The organism is Comamonas brasiliensis (genome assembly GCF_018292285.1).
GTDB classification, from domain to species: domain Bacteria; phylum Pseudomonadota; class Gammaproteobacteria; order Burkholderiales; family Burkholderiaceae_C; genus Comamonas; species Comamonas brasiliensis.
In genome coordinates this window covers 273,807-293,249 of record NZ_JAANES010000001.1, presented here as the reverse complement: position 1 = coordinate 293,249, position 19,443 = coordinate 273,807, and the positions used below count along the sequence as shown (strand labels likewise).

15 protein-coding genes and 1 pseudogene are annotated in these 19,443 nt (G+C 59.2%); 6 read left to right on the top strand and 10 right to left on the bottom strand.

Translation table 11 applies throughout. The annotated features are described in order from the left end of the window. Positions 1-16: 16 nt before the first annotated feature. The 5 genes and pseudogenes from DJFAAGMI_RS01365 to DJFAAGMI_RS01345 all read left to right on the top strand — a co-directional run. Complete coding sequence (locus DJFAAGMI_RS01365; RefSeq protein ID WP_211455656.1) at positions 17-646, top strand: cysteine dioxygenase family protein; 630 nt, start codon at positions 17-19, stop codon at positions 644-646. After that, a complete protein-coding gene (metC, locus tag DJFAAGMI_RS01360) occupies positions 643-1,851 on the top strand; it encodes a cystathionine beta-lyase (RefSeq protein WP_211455655.1) in 1,209 nt (402 codons plus the stop codon). Before DJFAAGMI_RS01365 ends, metC begins: the two co-directional genes overlap by 4 nt. 420 nt (positions 1,852-2,271) lie before the next feature. After that, positions 2,272-3,471 (top strand): M20 aminoacylase family protein, encoded by a 1,200-nt coding sequence (locus tag DJFAAGMI_RS01355; protein WP_211455654.1) that lies wholly within the window; start codon positions 2,272-2,274, stop codon positions 3,469-3,471. A 12-nt stretch (positions 3,472-3,483) separates the two neighbouring features. Further along, entirely contained in the window at positions 3,484-4,458 is a 975-nt protein-coding gene (locus DJFAAGMI_RS01350) for a tripartite tricarboxylate transporter substrate-binding protein (RefSeq protein ID WP_149356913.1), read from the top strand. Positions 4,459-4,685: 227 nt separating this feature from the next. Then, positions 4,686-5,159 (top strand): annotated as a pseudogene (locus tag DJFAAGMI_RS01345) (TetR/AcrR family transcriptional regulator); the annotation flags it as partial. A gap of 10 nt (positions 5,160-5,169) precedes the next feature. Here DJFAAGMI_RS01345 and DJFAAGMI_RS01340 read toward each other — a convergent pair. Together DJFAAGMI_RS01340 and DJFAAGMI_RS01335 are read right to left on the bottom strand one after the other, a co-directional pair. Then, positions 5,170-6,408, bottom strand: a complete 1,239-nt coding sequence (locus DJFAAGMI_RS01340; RefSeq protein ID WP_211455653.1) for a multidrug effflux MFS transporter — start codon at positions 6,406-6,408, stop codon at positions 5,170-5,172. Beyond that, positions 6,338-6,799 (bottom strand): MarR family winged helix-turn-helix transcriptional regulator, encoded by a 462-nt coding sequence (locus tag DJFAAGMI_RS01335; protein ID WP_211455652.1) that lies wholly within the window; start codon positions 6,797-6,799, stop codon positions 6,338-6,340. The genes DJFAAGMI_RS01340 and DJFAAGMI_RS01335 overlap by 71 nt, the downstream gene beginning before the upstream one ends. 59 nt (positions 6,800-6,858) lie before the next feature. Here DJFAAGMI_RS01335 and DJFAAGMI_RS01330 point away from each other — a divergent pair, with 59 nt between their 5' ends. Next, positions 6,859-7,404: a PaaI family thioesterase gene (locus DJFAAGMI_RS01330; protein WP_211455651.1), complete on the top strand. Its 546-nt coding sequence runs from the start codon at positions 6,859-6,861 to the stop codon at positions 7,402-7,404. A 369-nt stretch (positions 7,405-7,773) separates the two neighbouring features. Here DJFAAGMI_RS01330 and DJFAAGMI_RS01325 read toward each other — a convergent pair whose 3' ends face one another. The 8 genes from DJFAAGMI_RS01325 to DJFAAGMI_RS01290 all read right to left on the bottom strand — a co-directional run bounded on the left by DJFAAGMI_RS01325 (position 7,774) and on the right by DJFAAGMI_RS01290 (position 18,889). Further along, on the bottom strand, positions 7,774-10,776 hold the full coding sequence (locus DJFAAGMI_RS01325; RefSeq protein WP_211455650.1) for a DUF927 domain-containing protein: 3,003 nt from the start codon (positions 10,774-10,776) through the stop codon (positions 7,774-7,776). Continuing rightward, entirely contained in the window at positions 10,773-11,303 is a 531-nt protein-coding gene (locus DJFAAGMI_RS01320; protein ID WP_211455649.1) for a hypothetical protein, read from the bottom strand. The genes DJFAAGMI_RS01325 and DJFAAGMI_RS01320 overlap by 4 nt, the downstream gene beginning before the upstream one ends. A gap of 8 nt (positions 11,304-11,311) precedes the next feature. Beyond that, positions 11,312-11,536, bottom strand: a complete 225-nt coding sequence (locus tag DJFAAGMI_RS01315; protein ID WP_211455648.1) for a helix-turn-helix transcriptional regulator — start codon at positions 11,534-11,536, stop codon at positions 11,312-11,314. 212 nt (positions 11,537-11,748) lie between these two features. Then, positions 11,749-12,582: a hypothetical protein gene (locus DJFAAGMI_RS01310; RefSeq protein WP_211455647.1), complete on the bottom strand. Its 834-nt coding sequence runs from the start codon at positions 12,580-12,582 to the stop codon at positions 11,749-11,751. 139 nt (positions 12,583-12,721) lie between these two features. Further along, entirely contained in the window at positions 12,722-13,165 is a 444-nt protein-coding gene (locus DJFAAGMI_RS01305) for a hypothetical protein (RefSeq protein WP_211455646.1), read from the bottom strand. Between the two features lie 3 nt (positions 13,166-13,168). Further along, positions 13,169-13,420: a hypothetical protein gene (locus DJFAAGMI_RS01300; RefSeq protein WP_249333683.1), complete on the bottom strand. Its 252-nt coding sequence runs from the start codon at positions 13,418-13,420 to the stop codon at positions 13,169-13,171. 581 nt (positions 13,421-14,001) lie between these two features. Further along, entirely contained in the window at positions 14,002-17,130 is a 3,129-nt protein-coding gene (locus tag DJFAAGMI_RS01295) for an AAA family ATPase (protein WP_211455645.1), read from the bottom strand. A gap of 10 nt (positions 17,131-17,140) precedes the next feature. Further along, positions 17,141-18,889, bottom strand: coding sequence for a hypothetical protein (locus DJFAAGMI_RS01290; protein WP_211455644.1), 1,749 nt, complete (start codon positions 18,887-18,889; stop codon positions 17,141-17,143). Between the last annotated feature and the right edge of the window lie 554 nt (positions 18,890-19,443).

The following is a 19,443-nucleotide window of genomic DNA, read 5'->3' as shown; positions in this document are numbered from 1 at the left end:
CACTAGGAGCCTCGCTATGACAATTTCTTCCTCTACCCCTATCGCCGATCAACGTCGCCAGGCCGTGGACTCGGCGCTGGCCGACGTGCGCCGCTTGATTCAAACCGGCGCTCCCGACCGCAAAACCCTGGCCGCCATCACCGAGAGGCTGGAGCAACTGGCCGCCCACAAGGCATTGTTCAGTCGCGCAGACTTTCCCCCGCCTGCCCAGACTGATGGCGTGGGTGCCTCCACGCGGTACCGACTCAATCCCGCAGACGGCGATTCAGGCCTGGCCCTCTATCTGAACTCCATCAACCCCGGCAAGACCACGGCACCGCACAACCACACGACCTGGGCCGTGATCGTGGCTGTCGAAGGTCAGGAAATCAACCGCCTGTACGAGCGCACCGACGACCGCTCCAACCCTGCCCAAGCCCAAATACATCTGGCGCGCGAATTTACCGTGCAGCCCGGTGCCTCCATCGCCTTCTTACCCGACGATATCCACGCAATCGCCGTGGTCGGCAATGAACCCACGCTGCACTTTCACCTTTACGGTCAGCCGTTGGAGACACTGACAGGCCGTGTGGCCATCGACCCCGAGACCGGCGAAGTCAAGAACTACAACGCCGCCTACTTCCGCCCCAGCGAGGCCGTGGCATGAGCAGCACCTCTTCACCATCCGCCATCGGCTCCGCCACGCGCCTGCTGCACGCAGGTAGCCCCACGCTGCGCGGTGGCTCCGGCCCCGTGAACGTTCCTGTGGTGCGCACCAGCACCGTACGTTTTGCCAATACTGCGGCCTATGCCGATCACCACCACCGACGGGTGGCTGGCGAGCGGGTCGCTTCCTATGGCCGCCACGGTCTTGACACACACCGCGCGCTCGAAGATGCACTACTTGGCCTGGAGGGAGGCCATCGTGCTTTCCTCGCCCCCTCGGGCCTGGCAGCCATCAGCTTGGTGCTTGTGGCGCTGCTCTCCCCTGGGGACCATGCACTGGTGGCCGACAGTGTGTACTCTCCTGTACGCCGTGTTGACGCCACCCTGCTGCAACGCCTGGGCATCACGCTCGAGTATTTCTCTCCCTCACAGGACGATCTCGCAGCCAAAATTCGACCCAATACCAAGCTTATCTACGTCGAGTCCCCCAGTTCCCTGTTGTACGAGATTCTGGACCTGCCAGCTCTGGCGGCCATCGCACAAGCCCATGGTGTTCCTCTGGCTACCGACAATACCTGGGGCGCAGGCTGGCTGTACCAGCCTTTGGCTTTGGGCGCCAATATCTCCATCCAGGCCGCCACCAAGTACATCGGCGGACATTCCGACGTGATGCAAGGTGTAGTTGTTACCGACAGCGCGGCGTTGTCCGAGAAGATAGCCACCGCGTATGAAGCTCTGGGCCTGACCATCGGTGCCGACGACGCGTATCTGGCTCTGCGCGGAATTCGCACCTTGCCCGTGCGTTTGGCCCAACACCAACGCCACGCGACCCAAGTTGCACAGTGGCTGCAATCCCAACCTCTGGTGGAGCGTGTCTTCTACCCGGCCTTGCCCAGTGACCCCGGTCATGCACTGTGGAAACGCGACTTTCATGGTGCCAACGGTCTGGTTTCGTTCGCCTTTGTCGACGGAGTGCATGCCGCCGGTGCCGAGGCCTTTGTCAACGCACTGCGCTGGTTTGCCATTGGCGCATCCTGGGGGGGATATGAGAGCCTTGCCTTGATCGCGGCCCCTGAGCGTCTGCGTGAACATAGCGCCTGGTCAGGCACACATTCCGTGGTGCGCCTACATGTCGGCTTAGAAAATCCAGATGATCTGATTGATGACTTGCAGCAAGCCATGGCAAATGTGAACCGACCCGACTGAACTGGACGCCATATCGCCTCAAAACTGAGACCCAGTTGTAGGTTCCATTACGAAAGAAGAGTTCAAGACTGAAGCGGTCAACCTGGTCGCCGAAAGTTGGCCAGTACCTGGCAGAAATGTCCGCGCAGAGGGTCCTGAGTCGGCTCAGCCTGCACAAAAAGCCGTACCTGCACCTGTACGGCCCCCAAGCTAGGAACGGCTGCTTCTACAACGCTGGACGGGTTGCGTTTGAGCTACGACGCAGATGCTAGTTGCGCTACAGGCGGCACCGTGGCGACATCAGCCAGTGAACCCGAACGCACCGAACCCTTCTATTTTTATGCTTTTTATATATAGCAATTTAGTTTAATAAAACCATCTGAAATATGTACACAATTCCGAGCAACAAGCCTCCTGCGCTTGTTGTCACTGAATTGAGATATGTCACCAAGATTGATAGATGGTTTTTCCGATTTTTCGGAGTTTGTGTCATTGCGCCGCGATCTTCACGCGCATCCTGAATTGGGTTTTGAAGAAGTCCGTACGGCTGCGCTCGTCGCTGAGACGCTGCAGTCCTGGGGTATCGACGTTCATACGGGAATTGCGGGCACAGGTGTGGTTGGAGTGATCAAAGGCAAGCTTTCAGGGGCGAAAACCATAGGCCTTCGCGCTGATATGGATGCGCTTCCTCTAGAGGAGGAAAACGACTTTGAGCACCGATCTCAGCATGCAGGCCGAATGCATGCCTGTGGTCACGATGGGCACACCACCATGCTGCTTGCGGCGGCAAAGCACCTGGCCAGAACTCGCAACTTTGCCGGTACGGTGCACTTGATCTTTCAGCCCGCTGAGGAAATGGGCAAGGCCGGCGCCTTGAAGATGATCGAAGAAGGTCTCTTTGAACGATTTCCATGTGATGCCGTGTTTGCGCTTCACAACTTTGCGTTGGACCAGGTGGGTGCGTTTGCGCTCAACGCATCGGCGCTCATGGCCTCCAGCAACACCTTCCGCATTACGCTTCATGGCAGCGGAACACATGCCTCCCTGCCCCACACTGGCATTGATCCAGTGGCTGCAGTGATCGATTTGGGGCAGCAGCTGCAAACACTGGTGGCCAAAAACATCAATTCCCTGGAGCGTGCGCTATTGGCCGTCACGCAAATCCAGGGCTCCGACGCCCCCAACGTGATCCCCGATAGTGCATGGCTCGGCGGCACTGTACGCACCTTTTCCCTGGATGCCTTGGACAAGCTGGAAGCGGCCCTGAGGAGAACGGCAGAGCATATCGCCTTGGCACATGGTTGCACTGCTGACGTCCAGTTCAGGAGAGCATCCCCTCCCGTCATCAACCATGAGAAAGAGGCAGCCTTTGCTGCTGAGGTCATGAGAGAAATTGTCGGTGATGAGGCCGTAGATACCCAGTACCCCGGCGTGCTTGCAGCCGAAGATTTTGCGCACATGTTGCGTGTACGTCCTGGTTGCTATGCATTTCTAGGCAATGGAGCTGGCGATCACCGATTGCCAGGGCATGGAAATGGCCCCTGCCTGCTTCACAACCGTTCCTACGACTTCAACGACCAAATCATCCCCATTGGCGCCTCCTACTTTGTGCGCCTTGCCGAAACCTGGCTGGCCGCGTGAAAGACCAAACAAATGACAATTTCTAGATTCAAATTACCGTCACGCCGAAACGTTCTGGTGGCGATGCTGGCCATCGCATCGCTGAACCAGGTACATGCAGAAAAGCTGATACGTATCGTCGTTCCCTTCGGCGCAGGCGCAGTTCAGGACACCGTGGCAAGAACCTTCAGCAACGAGCTGGGCAAGGAGCTTGGTGCGTCCGTGATTGTGGAGAACAAGGCCGGAGCCGGAGGAACGGTTGCGACGGCTCAAGTGGCCAAGTCCCCGGCGGATGGCACAACGCTGGTCATGGCGGCCGCCAGTCACCATCTGACAGGCTATCTGTACAACAAGCTCTCCTACGATCCGAACAAGGATTTCGTCGGCGTTTCCTATGTCGGCCGCACCGGATACATTGTTGGCGTGTCCGCTCAATCTGGAATCACCTCGATCAAGGACCTCATTGACCGCGCTCACAAGGAGCCAAATGCGCTGTTCTATGCCTCCGCGGGCAACGGCAGTGCCTCGCATCTCGCCACTGCGGCACTGGGGTCCAAGGCGGGCGTGAAGCTGCAGCACATCCCCACCAAATCGACCGGAGATGCAACCACCGAGCTCCTGGCGGGGCGTGTTCAAGTGGTCACAGGCGCGAGTATCGGCATGCTCAGCTTCAAAGCTGATCCACGTATCAAGCTGCTGGCCTACACGGGCAAGAATCGCTCGCGCTTTTTGCCGGAGCTGCCCACGGTCGCAGAAAGCGGCGTACCGGGCTACGCCTTTGATTCCTGGTTGGGTCTGCTTGCACCTGCGGCCACGCCACGCGCAGAGATTGAACGCATCAACAAGGCCATGGCCAAAGTGCTGGCAGACCCCCAGGTGCAAGAGCGCCTGGCTCGAGTCGGCGTGGAAGCGGGATCCTTGCCAGCTCAGGATTTTCAAAAGCTCCTGAACGCCGATTGGATTGCATCTGAGCAAATCGTCAAGGCTGCAGATATTCGTATTGAATAAGCCTGGTTGCCGGAGCTGTCCGTGAACGTCCAATTTATCTTTCGGCGCACATGTCACCCACTCCAGGTCCAGCAAGCGCCGAGCCACCAGGGCCGAGTCTGGCAGGCCGCCTCCACGTATAACGCAGTCCACCCTATCGCTGATCAGATCGGCCGGACGGTCCAAGCCTCAGGTACGAATAGCGCTACCGTAACTGCGGCAGTTCGAAAAAGCACAGGCACAGGTAAGGCGGCTTCTACACGGACTTGATGGCGAAATCTGCTGCTTGCGGGATAGAGCAGACCGTAGAGTTGACGAAAGGTATTGACCTGTCGACTTTTGTGCGCGGCTATCTGTCTCGCGAGCATCGTGACAATCGGGGGGCAGGCTGCACTATGGCCGCTCTGGGTTCGGATGCGGCGCGTCAGACGCAAGAGGTCAAGAGGACATTTGCGGCAGGCATCGAAAGTTTGCTGCAGGCCCTTGAACAGGAATGCTCGACCTCGAAGCGAGCGGGAAATGACGAGGCGCGGGCCAAGTCCATCGACACCTTTGCGCATATCGTCGGGGCCCTGGTCATGTCACGGGCCTGTCCCGATGATTCGCCACTTGCCGAAGAAATCTTGGCTGTGTGTCGGGACAAGATCCTTGGCGCGTTGGCGGAGCAAGAAGGCGCGCCGCCTCCCACAGCGGCTCACGCTATTCAATCTGGTGTGGCCTGAGCTTTAACGTTCAGCGCTTGACTGCGGCCCCAAACGTCACCAAAGCCATCAGCATGCTGGTGGCAATAACCGCGCTGAATGCCAAGTAGGGCGAAAGCGGCAGTGCTGAGGTAATCGCAATAGAGATCGCCGCACAGCCCATTTGGAGGAAGCCCAACAAAGCAGAGGCTGCCCCAGCATTTTGGCCAAACGGCTGCAGGGTCACGGCAGTTCCCAAGGGATTGATCAGGCCCATTCCAATCAAAAACACTGTCAACGCCGCCGAAAAGTAGTACACCTGCTCTGGGGCTGCCAGCAGGGCCACACCAGCGGCAAAGGCGATGGCGATGCCTGCACGGGCAGCGCGCATTGCGCCAAAGCGATGCGCAAGCCTAGGAGCGAGCAGACCAGCACCAAAGACAACAAATACGGTAGACGCGAAAAAAAGTGCGAGTTGCAAGGGCGAGAAACCAAACCCTTCCATCAAGATGGCCGGTGCCATGGCAAAAAACAGATACAGCGAGCCCAAGACCAAGCTGACAGATAGTGCTGGTGCAATGAAGCGGCGGTCAGTCAGGAGTGCTTTGTAGGTCGCGGCGACAGCACTGAGCGCCAACGGGCGGCGTAAGTCGGAGCTATGGGTCTCCCCGAGTCGCGACACATAGTGAATACCCAGCAAGATGGCGAGTACCCCGACAACGCCAAAGGTTGCGCGCCAGCCCAAAAAGCTGTTGAAGACACCGCCCAGTAGTGGAGAGAAACCTGGCGCAGCTGCCATGGCGACCATGACCAGTGAAAGCGCACGAGCGAGTGCATCGCCTTCAAACAGGTCTCGAGCAATCGCACGAGATAAAACGGACGTAGCACAAACGCCAAGGGCTTGAATCACTCGGCCGACGATGAGTTGAGGAAGGTTTGTAGCAAAGGCACATACCGCGCTACCGACTACAAACACGCACAAACCGGATACCACCAGGGGTGCGCGTCCAAAGCGATCCGACAATGGTCCCACGAAAAGTTGACCCAACGCGAAAGCCACAAAGAAGGTGCTCAGGGTGGCGCTAAGGCCTTTTACAGATGTCCCAAGCTCGGCACCCATGGAAGGGAAGGCCGGCAGGATGATGTTGGTAGCCAATGATCCCAGCGCTGCCAGTCCAGCGAGCATCAGCAGCAATTCGCCTGAGAAAGATTTTGTGGATTCAATCGGTTTGCGCATCGTCGCCGCCTTCATCGCCGTCAAGGCATTCAATGCAGGAATCGAGTAGGTCATGCAGCGCCGCCACACGTTCCGTCCCCAGCTGCGCGTTCAAAGCAAGCTGTGCGGCCTTCCAAGCCTGTTGTGCTTGTGCCTGTTTGGACACGCCGGTTTCTGTTGCGGTGACCAAACGACTGCGTGCGTCGGCTCCAGCGCCAATCGTCAGCAAGTCCATCGCCGCCAGCGGCTGAAGATTGCGCGTCAATGTTGAGGCGTCCATCTGCATGCGCTTGGCCAGATCCACTGGCCGTATCGGCCCCAGTTTGACGACGTGGGAGAGCAGGGAGTATTGCGTGATCTTCAAGCCCACCTCCGCGAAAAAGTGGTCGTAGTGCCGCGTCACGATACGACTGAGTTGGCGCAACTTCAGGTTGGTGCACCCCTGGGGCTTGATGCTGTTCTTCATCTGATATATTGTAATTACAACTATTGTAATTACAAGTTTTCAAAATGAAGGAGGCTGAAATGACTGTGGATCAGGTTATCGAGAGATGGCGAGCGGATGAAGTCGCTGTGCGTGCTCATCTAAGAGCTGTGGATACCGGGCCGCACGGCCGTGTCGCTGCTCGTTCTGGCATGGAAATGTTCGATGCCATCTTCGCTGGGGAACTGTCCCCGGCTCCAATTGGCGAAACGCTCGACTTTGTTCCCATTCGCATGACGCCCGGGGAGGCCGTTTTTCAGGGAGCTCCAAAGCGTCGTCACTACAACCCACTGGGCACGGTGCATGGGGGTTGGTTTGCGACCTTGCTCGACTCTGCAGTGGGTTGCGCCATTCACACGACCTTGCCGGCGGGCAAAGCCTATACCACACTGGAGCTGAAAGTGAACATGGTGCGTGCGTTGACCGACGGGGTGCCGTTGGTGCGTGCAGAGGGAAAGGTTATCCACGCAGGCCGACAGGTAGCCACAGCGGAGGGGCGTATCGTTGGTCCCGATGGGAAACTATATGCCCACGCAACCACTACCTGCTTGATCTTCGATCAGCCCATTGACGCGAGCCCATCATGAGCAATACCGACATTTAGCATCCAGAACGATGAACGGTAACCCTTGCATAGCAGTCATCGTCTGCCGAATTTCGAGGTGCAGCAATAGGTCGAGATCGTCAGTTCGAATCTGTTAGCAGCGGACATTCGATGGCCCAGAACCACTGTCCGCCTGGGGAGAGACCGCTGCGCCCCCGAGACCTGTCATTGAAGCCAATGGCCGGTCGAATGAGCCGATGACTGCTTTGTGCCATGCACCGTGAACTCAGCTCCGGGATACGAACGACGGCACGGGAGCGAAGCTGCCCATGCTCACATCAATCATTCCAGCCATCTCATCGCCCAATGCTGGCCAAGAAAGATCCGCATTACCATCAGCCTCAAAACCGGCCTAAATCTCCAGCTCCATGATGGCGGGCGTCAGCTGGTAGCACCAGGCGTGGCCCACGCCGGGCAGCCGGTGCTTGGCGTCGTATTCGCGGCCCTTGGCGGGTTTGAGGCAGCCGTGCTGCAGCAGTACCTTGCACACGGCCTTGTAGTCGAAGCCTCGGCAGATCTCGGTGCGAAACACTTCGGGCAGCACAAAGTACTCCACCCGCGTTTCCTCGCCGTCGATGGCCGTCATGGCTTCATAAATGTCCTTGTCTTCCTTGGGCGTTCCCGGCGTGTAGCCGGTCTTCAGGATCTTCAGCGGCTTGCCGTCCTCATCGATCAAGCGCCTGAAACCTGCGCGCTGCAGTGTCTTGGCGTTGTGATCATCCGTCGCACGATGCCACCACGTAAAGCGCCCTTCTCCGTGCGCTTCCAGAAAGCCGCGCACCTGCCGCAGCATTGCCGTGACTTCGCCATTACCCGCGCCGCCACGGGCCAGCAGCCACGCTTCAAAGCAGGCCTTGGTCGCCCGCTCGCTCTCGCCTAGCTCCCAGCCAGTCAGGCCCGCTTCTGTCGCCAGCTCGCCGGCCACGCCCACCAGTGCAAAGCGTGCCGCCACACGGGCCACCTGCCCGCTGGCCTTGCCGGGCGTCCAGCTGGCCGCCAAGGCGCCGGATTGCTCTCGCACACGCTTAGACAACGTGTCTGCCTGTTCTGTTGCCCACTGCAGAAAGGCGTGTCCCACCGCACCATGGCATAGCTGCGCCTCGCGTGCGAGATGTGAAGAGAATGCAGCTCCGTCGGCCAGGCCGTGCAACTGCTCGAAGGCGCCCATGCCCCTGCCTGCATCTGCCGGAATATCGGCCATACGCACCTCTTGCCCGGCGCGCGTGCGCTTGCCGCCTTCGGCCATGTGGTCGGCCAGACCCAGCTCGCCGGCACTCAAGAACAGCAGCCGCCACGTCAGGCGCGTGCGGGCTGCACCATTGCGTGTAGCCCGTGCCTTGCTCTGCTCGTTGGCCAGCATATAGGCACACTCGCCTGCCACCTTGCCCTCCACCTGGGCCAGCTCGTCCAGAATCAGCAGGCTGTCGCAGTGCTGAGCGGCAATGGCCTCCAAGGCGTTGTCGGTGGTGCGCCAGCGCTGCATGTAGTTCTGGCCGCCGTACACGCTGGCCGCCAGCCGCAGCGCCGTGGTCTTGCCGCAAGAGCTATCGCCCCGCAGATGGAAGCCGCCGCTCTCCATGCCCGCAGGGCGCAGCAGCGGCCCGGCAAACGCACAGGCCACGGCAAACACCAGACGGCTGTTGCCTGCGCACAGGCGACCTATGCGGTCCGTCCAGTCCTGGGCATCGCGCCGAATGCGGAAGGTGTTCTCCATCTGGTTGTCGGACTGGAACACGATGCGCTCGGCATCGTCGCCAATGGTTTCATGCGGCAGCACAAAGGCCCGGCCGTGCCAGCCAATGCGGTCGGTGCAGCTCGCAAACGCTTCGGGCTTGCGCGTCTGGATGAATTCGGTCAGCCGGTTGCGTGCCGTGGGCGCTGTTGCAATGCGCAGGCCCATGTTCAGCAGCGCTGCGCGGTACTCGCCGCCATCGCTGCTCAGCATGCGGGCCGGCATGGCCCATTGCTTGGGCACGCCCAGCGGGTCGGCAAAGGTCAGCAGATAGCCCCACCCTGCGCCCTCCTGATTGCGCGTCAGCGCCTCCACCTGCAAGGGCGAGCACAGCCACAGCGGGCGCGCCGGGTTGCCGTCCTTGTCACGGCCGTGGAACCACACCCCGCTCTCGTCCAGCGAGAAAGGCTCTTCCCTCGCCGGTTCGTCGTCATGATCCGGTGCAGCCTTGCGTTTGCCGCCACGACCACCACCGCCCCGGCCTGAGCCACTGGAACCACCGGAGCCACCAGCACCAGAAGCAGGCTTTGCCGCAATGCCGGCAGTGCCTGTGTCATCACTGACCGCACTATCGCCGCCAGCCTTTGCCTGGACAGCGTTCACAGCGCTCACGGCGCCCTGCACACAGGCCTGCACGGCTTCTAGCCCGAAGGCCTGGTGCATATCGTTGAAGTCGCTGCCGCCTTCCGGCAATGCAGACGGAAACACGGCCACACCATTGACGGCAGCAGCTGCCGCTTCGGCTTTGATGCGACCGGCATTGCGCCCGGTACGGGCCTCGGTCGCGGCATCGTCATCGCCGCACACCACCAGCAAGGCATGCGGCTGCAATGCGCGCAAGGCCTTGGCCACATGCTGCAGATTGCCCGCATCAAAGGCCACCGCCACCGGCCAGCCCGTGGCCATGTGCAGGCTGGCTGCCGTGGCATAGCCCTCGGCCACCAGCACCACGGCTGCACCCCGCAGGCTGCCCAGCATGTGCCACAGGCCCGACTTGCGGCCGCCCTTCAGGAACAGCTTGTCCACCCCTTCCGCGGGCCGCTGCGGTGCAATGCGCTGCACGTTCCACAAGCGTCCTTCTCCATCGCATACCGGCACCAGCAGCCAGCCGTCGGGCGTGTAGCGCACGCCAAAACCGTGCACGCCTTTTCTGATCAGATAGGCGCTATGCCCGGTGGTGGTGGCGGCATCCCAGATGGCCTGCGCTTCATGCGCTGCAGCTTCTTGCTCGGCCTCGATGCGCAGTGCCTCGGCCTGCTGTCGCTGCATGCGCTCCTGGTTCTGCTGCTGGCGTTGGGCAGCACTCAAAGGCTGCGCCGCCTGCCCTTGCTCCCGCGCATTGCGAGGCAGCTTGAAACCATGCTGCTTGGCCAGGAACAACAATGTAGACACGCCCACCCCGCCCCCGGCCTTGATGCTGCGCCATGTGCTGCGCACCGCACCGGCATCGAAGCTGCTGCCGCTGGCTGCACTCCAGTCGCTGAACAACTGCAAGCCCAGGTCGTCCGGGTACTCGCTCTTGATGGCCATTCCCACCCTGGCCCACTCATCGCGGGGCAGATTGGACGGCACAAAGCTCAAGGCATTGCGCAGCAGCTCGGGGGTGATCGTGGTCTGGGTCATTGGATACGCGGCCTCATGTCTTCGGGCCTGAACAGCTGAAAGTCCGAACGCAGCACGCCTGGCTGCCAGGGCTCGGACATGGCCAGCATCTGCTTGCTGACCTGCGAATACACCGTCACCACGCCCTGCACGCTCAGGCTGGCGCGCAGGCGTGTGCCGTGCGGCGAGGTAAAGGCACTGCCTAGAATCGGCTTGTCTCTGGCCTTGGCGATGAACAGCTCCATCAGATCGGGCCTGAGCCTCTGCAGATCTGCGACAGGCAGCTCGGCCAACAGGCTGCCGCTGGCGATCTCCAGCACCTGTACCGTGCCCGGCCAATAAAGCAGCCCCTGCTCCGGTGCATGGCGCGTGCGCTGCACTGCCATCAGCAAATAGCCCTTGCGCATGGCCTCTTCCTCCAAGGCCCTGGCACCCCAAAGCTGGCGCTGCTGGGCATGCTCTCTGGCCTCGGCCTGTGCCTTGGCCATGGCATCGTTGGCGGTTGCTGCGGCTGCTGCGCTACGTGGGTTGTGGTTCATGTTCTGCATGCCGTACCTCACGCGACCTGATGGCCTTGAATACGCGCCTGCACCCAGGTCAGCACCGCTGTCTCGGGCCACGCCACCATGCGCGATGTGATGCGCACGCAGGCCGGGAACTTGCCCTCCTTCATCAGCTTGTAGATGGTGCTTTTCTTGCAGCCGGTCGCTGCCTCCACATCGGCCAGACGCAGCAGACGATCGCGGGGCACTACGGGGCGAGCGGAATGAACAACATGCATGAGTGAACTCCTTCAACAGACGCCAACGCATCCGACGTGGTGCGCTTGTGGCTTGAGAGAAAGTCTTTCCCTCGCACCGTCCTGCCGTCGCCCTGCGTATGTCCGCCCGCCGCCGCGCAGGGTGAAGAATGTGCGCCAGCCGCAGCACCAAGACAGGGCCACCGCAGGACAATCGCAGGGCAACCGCGCCACATCCGCAACACAGCACCGCCCTATCCATGGCGCTTGCGCCCCCAGACGCTCGATACGTCCTGCACATTGCGCACGGCCTTTTCTTCTGCCTCGCCCGTGGGCGTATAGCCATGCCTTGCCAGCAGCTCTGCCAGCGTCTGCCGGCGCACGCCCACTAGCTTCTCCAGCCGCGTGATGGCCCCGCGTGCCTTGCCCTCTGCAATCTCCTGCCGCAGCCACCCTGCCAGCAACGCCACATGGTCTGCATGCCAGGGCTCGCGCTCCTGCTCGAGCTGCGCTGCAAACTGCTGGCGGTACTGCAGCAAAGCGGCCATGTCTTTGACATCCCTGGCCGCCAGCACTTCAGCCGCCTGCGCAGTCGCAGCACCGGCCAACGCGTTGCCCGCCGCCATGCCCTCGGCCTTGAACCACGCGGCGATATGCGCACTGGGCGGCATGTCCTGCTCGGCAAGCCAAGCAGCAAAGTCCGCCGCTGCCACCAGGTAGAAGGTGTGCTCTTCGTAAGTCACCTTGGGCGGGGGCGCATACATCGAATGGCCGTCAAAACCGTGCCCGTCACCCACCATAGGGATAGGCCTGAACAGCTCACGGTCGTCATACTCGGTCACTGCAATGCGCTGCACGTCTGGCACGCTGGGCAGCGTACCTGCCTCGCAGGCGTCGTACAGCGCATCCAGCAAATCGTTCTTGGCCTTCAGGCTTGCCGCATCCGGCCCCTTGCCGGGCCGCTGCATGGCCGCCAGTTGCTCCAGGTCCATGCGTTGCGGCCAGCCCTGCTCCCGCTCTTGCTGCGTGAAGCAGTTGCCGATGCGCCCATCGGCCATGGCGTCGCGCCACTTCAAATTCACTGCCATTGCATCCTCCGTCAGATACGGCCCCGGCTGTCTGCGCGCCAGCAAGGCAGCCGGGGCTCTGCCTTTGAACCGGGCCAGACCCGGTTTGCTGAAACGCCTGAATAACTGTATTTATATACAGTTATTCATAGTCGACAAATCAATGCGCCGCAGCGCCTTCGCGCAGCATGGTTGTGGCATCGCCGGCTACGTACAGCAGGCCGCTGAGCACGTTCATCTGGTTGGCCTGGACAAACAGCAGATCCGGCAAGTCCTTGCTGTTCTGAAAGCAGCCGGAGCGCGACTCGTCGCCATCTGCCGCCACCATGCAGGCCAAGCTTTCCAGCACGGCCGCCAGCTCGCCGCTGTACATGCTGGAGAACTCGGGCACGCCCTCGGCCAGCCACCACAGCTCCTGCGGCGTCAGGCTGCGGCGGGCGTGCTGCCACAGCAAGCGCAGCACGGCGCCGGGCGAAAACACAGGCAGGCGGGAAGCAGAAGATTGAGACTGCGGCGGCACGGGCACGCCCGCAGAGCCGATGGAGGCAGGCGCGCGCATCTGCGCGGCAGCGCCAGGCTGCCGTTCACATTGGGAGCTGGTCATGGCTCAGCCCTCCTGTGCAATCAGCACGCGCAAGGCTGCCAGGGCCTGCACGGTCTTGCGGGCAGCGCCGGGCACATTGGCCGCGGGCTGACGCAGGTAGTGCAACGCCATGGCCAGTGCGTTATGCGCATCGGCGTGGAGCTGGATGGGATTGAGTGAGAGAGAAGACACAACCGCAGACGCGGCAGGCGAAGGCAGGCAGACAGCTCCAGAGGAAGGCTGGGTGCTGGCCAATGGGTGAGAAACGGTGTTCATGGTTCCGTGCTCCTTTGAGAGACTAAAACCACCACCCTTGCGTTTTCAAGCACAAGAAAGGTGGACGGGATGTTGAAAACACGTTCAAAGCCGTGCGGGCATCCTTACGGGTAGCCCCATCCCGTCCGTAACCGTGTGGATGTGCGGGCGCTGTGCCCACTTTTCCAGTGTTCAGACGTGACTAAACCTCGCTATCGGGGAGGTTGCACCGCTTTGAATTTGGTGTTTTCAAGCACCGGCCCCGGGACAGGGGGCTGAGGTCAATTATGGCGCAAATAGAGAAGCCGCATCAAATGCGACTTGTCTGGGTGACCTTGCGGAGTTTCGAAGTACTTGCTGCGGCGTGCTGCTTAGGGCCAGCAGCGGTTGTGCGCCGCGAGGAAACGAAGGGCAGGTTCAGGCTGACTTGAGTCATTCATGGACCAATGACTGAGCGACAACAATCGGCAACACCAGCCTTAGAGCGCTGTCTGTCCTGAACGACTACCTAACCCTCAAGATCAGCCATTCAGTTGCGCCAAATATCCAATCAGCCGTAGGCATGAGAAACACAAGTCTTAATAAGTGATTGATATGTGGGTTCAGTTATCTGTTACTGCCTCCACAATCCGAGGCGCACGGACCAGGGAGATAGTCTTGAAATCATCGCCAAGGAAGCTAAATTTCTTTGAGAAGAGCGACGCAACCCGTGTGTCCGCAGTGGCGAAGAATATTTGGCGACCAGAATTAACAGCAAGGTCGCGCAGGTAGTCCAAGAACGACAGCGCGTTCAAGTCGTCGATGTGTGCAATGGGGTCGTCAATAAGCAGTATCGGAGGTGCATTTGTCGCAGTGCGGTTCCTAGCCAGGAAGATTGATAGCGCGAACGCAGCTCTCTGCCCGGTGCTCACCTGATCCAGAGTTCGTGCCTTCTGTGTCTCGACTGACCTCAGAAGCACATCGGAGCTACCTACGTATTCGTATTCCTTAGGTGAATGGATGCGAGAGAAGACTTCGTCGATTTGGCACCCAATTGTCTCAAGGGCTTCTTGAGTCGCACTTTTGAGCGAAGCATTGGCAATCAGATCATCTAGGAGATTTCGTGCGGTGTCCAAGGCATCGGCTTCACCACGTGCATTACTGAGTTTTAGCCGCGTTCTTTCAATCGCGGGAGGAAGAACCCGCAGTTCTTCCGAGTTACTCACTTCGCTGCGCAAGGCCTCAACAGCCTCGCTGCAAGCTGAAGCGACAGAGGCAACGCGAGCTTTCAGCTCAGCGAGCGGAGCAATGCCAGCGGCATCCAAGTAGGAACTCAATTCCACAACGTTGTCAGCGGCTGGTCTAAATTCTTCTTGCAACGCTACGAGCGACGCGAACGAATTGATAGGTTGCACATGTGTGGACCAACCATCCAAATCGATGGTTCGGCAGATTCCTCGGATTTCCTCAACAACAACGTCAATGTGCCGCCGGAGGGTAAGAAGCTCTTTACGCTTGCCTTCCGCGGCATCATTCTGAGAACGCAGCACTTCCGCTGCGCCAATGACCGCCCCCCCATTCTCGGGCTGCTCAAAGAAGTGACTGATTCGATTCCAAAGACTGTCGTGTTCATCACTGGAAAGCCCAGCCTCTCTCAAAGCCTTCCCCTCCTGGCCAAGGCGTTGAACTTCGGCTCGAGCTTTGTCAGATTCAAGCTGCAGCCCGGCAAGCTCATTCAGTATCGCCTTGGGAGTTGAGCCTTTCAACCCCACGAGGTTCGCAGTCTTCTGGCAGTACTCCAAGCCAGCTGCAACTTTCCTGGCCTCGCGGGCGTCCAAGTCAGCTTGGCTCGATACGTTGACGAGCGCATTGAGTTCGGCAGACGAATCCGCGCTAGTATTCAGCTCCTCAATGAGGTGCATCAGCGCGCCGTCAGGATGAACAGTGTGACAAACGGGGCAAGTATTTGGATGTTGAGACTGCTGTAGCGCCGTTAAGGCAGCGCTCTTGAGGTTCTTTAGGGCGGCAGCGCGTGCTGACGCAGCTTTCCCATGCAGGTCCAGCGCAATCTTCGCACTGGCGAGTCGCTCTTCAGCATCGCGTCGGGCCGAGTCGGACGACTGAAGTGCCACCTCTATCGGCAGCTCCGCGTAGCGAACTGGAATCTCTGGAATATCGCCAGTGAGTTGGCTCTTGAGTCGCGTCGCAAGCGCGTCTGCCACGTCACGTGCCTTGAAATACTGAGTCCGCACATCTAGAAATCCTGAAGTCTCGTAGACGAGCCTGCGGCTGAGCATCTCAGCATTTCTTTCGTGGGCCTCGATACCATCTACAAGGCCTGCTTCCAGTTCGTGGAGCGCTGAAAGACGCTCCTGATGGGGCCGGGCGGCTTCAAGCGCGGCACCCAATTCGGATGAGCGACGCTCGATGTCGCCTATCGTCCGAGCAGCATCACCTAAAGAGGAAAGTGCTTGGATATGCCCGAGCGCCGCCAGTAATCGCGGTCCTTCGCCCAATTGCCCAGCGTCGGCGTCAGGGGAGCTCTTCCATTCGAGAGCAACGAGTGCGGCGCGATATGCCTCGGCAAGCGTCTTTGCGTTTGAGGGCCTGCCCTGCAACTCACGCAACCGCTTTTCAAGGTCGTGCAGCTCGTACTGCAGCTTATCGGCGGCGGCCTCCGCTTTGCCGACCGCCTTTTCCACGTCCCCGTAGATTTTCTCGAGATAGTCAAAGGTTGTCGCAGCGGTAGCGCCTACGAGCAATCGACTGAGTTCGGTCGCGACATCCGTTGGCTGGAGGTTAGCCGAAAGACGGAAAGCGGCATCAGTGTCCAGGAAGTTGTACTGCGAGAAACTATCGACGATGGCATCGACGGCGAACTCTTTGCGGTTGTACCAAGCTAGGCAACGAGCCTTCAACCGCGGGCCGTCGGAAATAGATTGGAGCTCGCTGACATCTCCACCGCCGATGGGCGCGAGCCTCCCCTTGATGCGAACTACTCCTGTGCTCTTGCTTCTTAAATTGTTCCCACAATACAGCCGCTCGATGGCCTCGAGCAGCGACGTTTTGCCGGTACCGTTCGCCCCCGTGACAAGTGTGACCTTGCCAAAGTCGTAGGTCTTCCCATCGTGCACTGGACGAAAACTGTTGATGGTCAAGCTGAGCAGCATGGACTTCGCAATCGGTCTGTCCGCCTGATGGAGGTCATTAACGCGTTGACCAGCGGCTGCAGGCCTTCCTGCCTCTCGCTTTGCGATCTTCTCAACCACGGCAGTACGAGGGGTCGGGCAATCGAGGAGAAGTTCTAGCTGGCCTGCAGCGAGCCTACGTCTCCAGTCTGCGAGTACATCGGGCGTCGCGCCACCATCCGCTGCATCAAAAAATTCTGCAGCGCCCAGCAGCGATTCGAGGTCTTCCGCCGATACGACGCGCTTTCGCGCATAGTCTCTATCGGCCTCAATCGCTGCTTTAGCCGCGGCGAACTGGGGATTCGAGGTGGAGTTTGGACCTGCAACGAGATAGAGGTATTTGTTCCATCGGAGGTCGCCCGGCGCATCGAAAAAGTCGTCGCCAAGAATTCGCTCCTGAAAATCGCGTAGTTGCTGCGAGCGTTGAATCACTTCGTCGGCGAAATCGACGTAGGCAATGGCGTAGGCATGTTCCCCAAATCTCTTTTCGCCACGCACAACGGCTTCATCGACATCTTTCAGCCCCACAAGAAGATGCGAGAGCGATTCACGGGCTGTTTGCATTTCTGGCATCTCACTCCCCCCCTGTGATGGACGTCATGCTGGATCCATCAAAAGCAATATCTGTTTGCGCCTTGATATCGGCGAACTTTATCTTTCCAGCGGCTGTCCGGTAGCAGACGGCTACCCGATTCTTGTGCGCTTTGCCTTCCTTGCGGAGCAGCTCGAATGCTGCATCGCTGATGTTCTTCACAACGTCAGGCGTCGGACTCTCCCCTAGATAGGCGACTAGCGCTGGACGAACACCCTCCTTCGTCACATTGGTGTTGGGCGACTGCGGGCTCCAAGATATCGAGGCGCCGCCTCCTCCCAAATCCTTGATAGGCTGAGGTAGTTGTTCATTCAGAAGGATGTTTCCGAGAGCTGCGACCTTGCCCAGCCGCCTCTGCCGATTCTCTGCAGCGCCTGCATTTCGGTCCAGTTGCAGGGTCGCCCGCCCAACAATTTCAGATTCCAGGATTTGACAAACGTCCAACTTGTCTGCGCGATGCCAGTGTTCTCCAATCTTGTGGGGACCGCATGAAAGAGAGATGGCTCGTTCAATGTGCAGGCGGTTCTGGACATCCTGAAGGTTCTCAAACCCAGCAGCAAAATCTGGGTCTGTGTTGATGAGGGCAGTCCACCCTGTTTCAGGACACCCTGCAGCTTCAACCCAATTTGCGGCGGCTGCATCCCAAATGAAGCGAGCATCGACTAGCGGCCCTACGGTGACGTCGTGCACAGCAAGGCCATCTTGTACCACCTTCGGTACGGTGAGCGCAAAAACTGCCTCATCATAATGAAAGTGCAATACATGGCGCTTCTTTTCGTGCCGCGTGTAGTAGAGGCCTTTTGCCTCATTGCTAAGGATCTCATCATCCTTTACGGAGCATCGGCCATCGGGCAGGTACCAAGCAGATCCGCTCTCGTTGCGCCACTGTGCGGGCGTCTTACCCTCGGCTTCGTACTGCTCCATGTCTTGAGCCCAGTTCAGACAAACAATGTCACAGTTAGTCATTGAAGCACTGCGGCTGAAAACATCGGTCCGATATCGGCGATAGTCATCATGTTTAGGCTTCGGATTCAGCTGCACGTGAATAAGAATCGTGCGGTCCGACAGTTTCCTAATGGCAGCGGCGTCCAGACTCAGCGCATCGGAGCAAATAATGGTTGAAAGCTTGATGAGTTCGTCACGGCCCTCGAAACGGTAAATCGTTTGTCCGCAGCGCAGTTGCTTGTTCTCAAATCCATGGTCGTCCCGAGATGGCGCCGTCTTGAACTGGATGAGGATGACCCGCTTGAGGTTCTGTTCGGCGTCTCGAGTAACGAAGCAGTAGGCAACCGGGTCGAAGTAATTTCCCTGCACGCCCGGTGCGTCATCGGATTCAAAAAGAACGTCACAATGCCCTGCACAGTCTTGCTTGAGTTGGGTAAGCTGCGCGGGAGTCATGCTCTCGCACCCGAGCACCCACAGCGCGCCAGACTTAGGGAAATGCTCTCCCTTGGCAGCCTTCAGCAGCGATTCGATAGGCAGGAAGTACTCGGGGGTAACTGCTAGCTGGTCACCACGCGCCGATGCGGCCTCGAGGAACTTGTTCGCCCGGGCAACCGCCTGGCCTAGGTCCTTGGGGCCGATGCGCTGAATGTCTGCGTAAATAGGCCCTGCAGGCTGCAGCAGGAACGCACGATAGCTCTGATGAGTCGCCTGAAGAAGAGACAGGTCCGGGCTTTGCAGCCCTAACTCTGCGAGCAATTCATTCACATCTCTAATGAGAACTGGCACCGTTTCTCCTGGGGAAGCTTTTGCACTTCTCAAAATGATACCAATTGTTGCAACCAACTCGCATGTGCTGCATAAATCAGCGCCAAACCAATAGCCGATATATCAGACTTCCAGAATCTCTGAGGACCACTTACTAACCAAGGACTGCTTCCGCCTGAAAAACAGCCATTGAGCGATCGATCATTGGTATTCGTGATGGCCGCTATGCCGCTGGGCTCAGCAATTCATCGTACGGATACAAACAGCAGCAATCGCTGCACAGCAGTCTTTAAGAGCATGGTTTGAGGGCCTGCAGTGTGTCAGTTACTGACTCACGTAAATTCGACCGACCATCTAAAGCCAAGCCCTTCATAGCAAAACATTGGCCCACTGCGCGCCAAGAGAGGGGCACTAAGGAATATCCCTTGCGCTGCATTCCCCCAACTTCCGCTCGCGTCCACCACTAGCCCCAAACCGAATGCTCGCGCCTGGGCAGCAGGCAAACACCAGACCAACCAGCACGGCAGCTCTGCACTGGTGTTCTGCCATGGCTTTCAAGCCATATCGATCTCAAG